This window comes from Mesorhizobium sp. M4B.F.Ca.ET.089.01.1.1 (genome assembly GCF_004022605.1).
In the GTDB taxonomy this organism is placed as follows: Bacteria; Pseudomonadota; Alphaproteobacteria; order Rhizobiales; family Rhizobiaceae; genus Mesorhizobium; species Mesorhizobium abyssinicae.
On record NZ_RZOS01001141.1, the window covers coordinates 1 to 667 of the forward strand.

Here is a 667-nt window from a genome sequence, read left to right on the forward strand (position 1 = left end):
CGGTGATCCCGAGCAGATCGGAGGTCGAGCGGGCCAGCCGGTCTGGTTTGGTTACCACGAGCGTGTCGCCCTCGCGGACATAATCCATCGCAGCCTCTAGTTGAGGTCGCACAGTGGCGACCGAGGACAATTGCTCGCTGAAGACCTTAGTGCACCCTGCGGCCTTTAGGTCACGGTGCTGGGCCTCAAGCCCTGCGTCTTGGTCAACAGTCGAGGTACGGGCGTAGCCGATGATAGGTGAAGTCACTTGAGGTCCCCTGCGGTGTCATTGAAATCTTGGACGTTGTGGAACTGCCGGTGCCAAAAGTCAATACAGACCCTAGTGGCACCCCCTCTTGAAGAAACTTTCGAGGTGTCACAAGGGCAAGGCCCAGTGACATTCCCAACGAGATCAATGCCCGGCTGCGCATTGGCTAGACAGTTCTCGTGCAGAACATTGCTTGTCCGGCTTCCCAGTTCGATACTCGGTAGGTAGCAGCCTTGCTGAAGCCTTTTTCGAACCGGCGGCGATAAACCATCTCGGCATTGAGGGAACCCAGCAAACAATGCAATCTCAAAGGCCTCCCCCCGGGGGGATTTTCGAAAGGTCATCTCACGAAATAGAGAAACAGATTTTTTGGAAAAAAGGCTGCGGGTCCCGGCACTGGGCGGCGCCCCTGTTTTAGAC

The 667-nt window shown here is 56.4% G+C and carries 2 protein-coding genes; both read right to left on the bottom strand.

Translation table 11 applies throughout. The features are described from left to right. Window positions 1–247: recombinase family protein (locus EN780_RS36485; RefSeq protein ID WP_133372966.1), on the bottom strand; the 247-nt coding region annotated here is incomplete at its 3' end. Beyond that, on the bottom strand, window positions 244–667 hold a 424-nt coding region (locus tag EN780_RS39990; RefSeq protein ID WP_210215113.1), incomplete at its 5' end, for a hypothetical protein. The genes EN780_RS39990 and EN780_RS36485, both read right to left, overlap by 4 nt.